Source organism: Streptomyces sp. NPDC032472 (genome assembly GCF_040636955.1).
Taxonomy (GTDB): domain Bacteria; phylum Actinomycetota; class Actinomycetes; order Streptomycetales; family Streptomycetaceae; genus Streptomyces.
Genome location: NZ_JBEZVK010000187.1, coordinates 1 through 2,622, shown reverse-complemented (window position 1 = coordinate 2,622; position 2,622 = coordinate 1). Strand labels below are relative to the sequence as shown.

Sequence of the window (2,622 nt, the reverse complement as noted above, 5' to 3'; positions counted from 1 at the left end):
CACCGGCCAACCGGCCAACCGGCCAACCGGCCAACCGGCCTCACCCCAGACCGCACCACGGGAGCCCCGCCATGCCGCACCCCGCCCAGCCGGCCGCGCCGCGACGCGTCGCGCCTGCGCGGACCGCCCCGTACGTGCTGGTCCGCACCACCGTGGCCGCGCATCCCGCGGAGCCGGCCGAGGCCGCGCGGGTGCGCACGCTGATCGGCCGGCTCGCCGACCTCGCCGCCCGGGAGGCCGCGTTACGACCCGCCCTGTGCGACGACCTCTTCGCCTCCCGGGGCGGCCACCCGGAGGAGTTCCACCGCCAGGTGGTGCTCCCGCTGCGCCGCGCCCTGCACAACGGCCGCACCCCCCGCCCGGCCCTGCTGGCCCGGCTCGACGATTTGCCCGCCCGCATTCCGTGGCTCGGCGACTGGCTCGCCCTGCACGAGAGCCGGGCGGCCGTCCTCGCCGGTCTGGCCGAGGCCACCCCGGCCGCGCTGGCCGCCGAACGCGCCGCGCTCGCGGAACTCTGCCGCTCCCCCGGCTTCGCCCGGGCCGTCGCCCTCACCAGCGCCGACCTGCTGCGCGCCGTGTCCCGGGCCGCCCGGGAGGAGGGCGGGCGCCGCGCGCGCAAGGAAGAGCCCTCGGTGCTCCGGCACGCGCTGAGGGCCAGCACCAAGACCAGCCCCCTGTCCTGGTTCACCGCCGTGGGGTGGTCGGACGGTACGACCACCGCGCCTGCCGAGGCCGCGGAGGCCACGGCCGCCACCGCCGACGGGGCCGTGGACGATCCGGTCGCCGCCCCTGACGGGGCTATGGACGATCCGGCCGCCGCCGGCGCGACCGCCTCCTCTCGGCCTCATCCGGGCGGGCTGCCGACCGACCCGGCAGCACCGGCGGGCACAGTTCCGCCGGTGGGCCAGGCTTCGTGGGTGGGTCAGATGCCGGCGGCGGGCCCAATGCCGGCGAAGGGTCCGGTTCCGCCGGTGAACGCGGATTCGCCGGTCGGCGCGGTGAGCCCGGTTCCGCCCCTGGGCCTGATACCGGCCGCGGGCCCGGTCCCATCGGTGGAACGAGTGGCGACGGCGGCCGCAGTTCCGCCGGTGGGCTCGATGCCGCCGTCCGGCCCCATGCCAGCGGTGGGGCTGCTGCCGCCGACCGCCGCGGTGCCGCCGACGGGCGTATTTCCGCTGGTCGGCCCGATGCCGTCTGCCGGCCCGATGCCAGCGGTGGGCCCCGTCGGGCTGGTGCCGCTGGCCGGCCCGGTTCCGTCGCCAGGCGCGATACCGCCAGCTGGTCCGGTGCCGTCGGCGGCTCCGGTGTCGTCGTCCACCTCGGGGCCGTCTGCGGACACACTCTCGCCGGCCGGTCCGGCTCCGCTGGTCGGTCTAGTGCCGTCGGCGAGCGCGGTGCAACCGGCTGGCACGGTTCCGGCGGGGCCGGTACCGCAGTCCGACGCAGGGTCCTCGGCGGACGCGCTTTCGCCGATGGGCCCGGTGCCGTCGATCTGCCCGTTTCCGCCAGCGGACCCGGTGTCGCAGGCCGGCCCGGTGCTGGTGGGGTCGGTTCCGCCGGCGGATCCGGCTCCGCTGGCCGCCTCGCGGCCGTCGGCGGGCGTGGTTCCTCTGGCCGGTCCGGCTCCGCTCGCCAGGCCGGTTCCGCCGGCGGGTGCAGCGCCGCCGACCGGTCCTGCTCCGCTGGTCGACCCCGTACCGTCGGCGGACGCAGTCTCGCCCGTGGGGCCGGTGCCGTCGGCCGGCCCGATGCCGGCGGTGGGGCCGGGGGCGCCGGCTGCCTCGGGAAGGTCAGCGGGTGCAGTTCAGCCGATCGGTCCTGCTCCGCTGGTCGGCTCCGTGCCGTCGGCGGGCGCGGTCTCGCCGGCCGGTGCGGCTCCGTTGGTCGGCCCGGGGTCGTCGGAGGGTGTGGTGCCGGGGGCTGGGTCGGCGGTGGACGGGTTGCGGGGCGTCGTGCGGGAGAATCGGGCGCTGGTTGCGGCACTCTCCGCCGCGCTGCTCGACGAACCGCGGCGCCGCCGCGCGCTGCCGCACCGGCTGACGAGCAGCGCCCGGCCCACCGCCGACGGCCGGGCCCGGTACGTCCGGGACCGCACGGTGTTCGCGGGCGGCCGGTACCTCGTCACCCACGAGGAGGAGATCGAGCTCGCCGCCCGCCCCGCCCTCGCCTCCCTCACCGGGATCGCTGCCACGCCCGCACCGCTCGACGCGCTGGCCGCCCGGCTCGCCCCGGTCCTCGGCCGGCCGGCGGCGGATCCCGCGGTCGGCCGGTTCGTCGACCGGCTCGCCGACAGCGGACTGCTGGTGCCCGTCGAACCCGTGGCCCCGCAGGACCCCGCCCCCTTGCGCGCCCTGGCCCGGTGGCTGCGCCAGTGGCCCGAGGACACCGGCCTGGCCGACCGGATCGACCTGCTGGCCGCCGACACCGCCCGGTTCGCCCGCGCCCGCGCCGAGGCGCGGCCCGGCCTGCTCGACGGCCTCGCGGAGCGCTGGCGCGTGCTGCTGGCCGATGCCGGCCGGCCGGTCCCGGCCGACGCGGCGCCGCTGAACGTCCTGTCCGAGGACGTGGTCGTGGCCGGGCCGCCGATGGCGGAGCCCGGCGTACGCGGCGACGGCCGTCCGG

Annotated in this window: 1 protein-coding gene; it reads left to right on the top strand. The window is 78.8% G+C overall.

What is annotated here, in order from left to right; translation table 11 throughout:
* Positions 1 to 71: 71 nt before the first annotated feature.
* The coding region (locus AB0F11_RS38035) for a lantibiotic dehydratase (RefSeq protein ID WP_362184422.1) at positions 72 to 2,622 on the top strand (2,551 nt) is incomplete at its 3' end.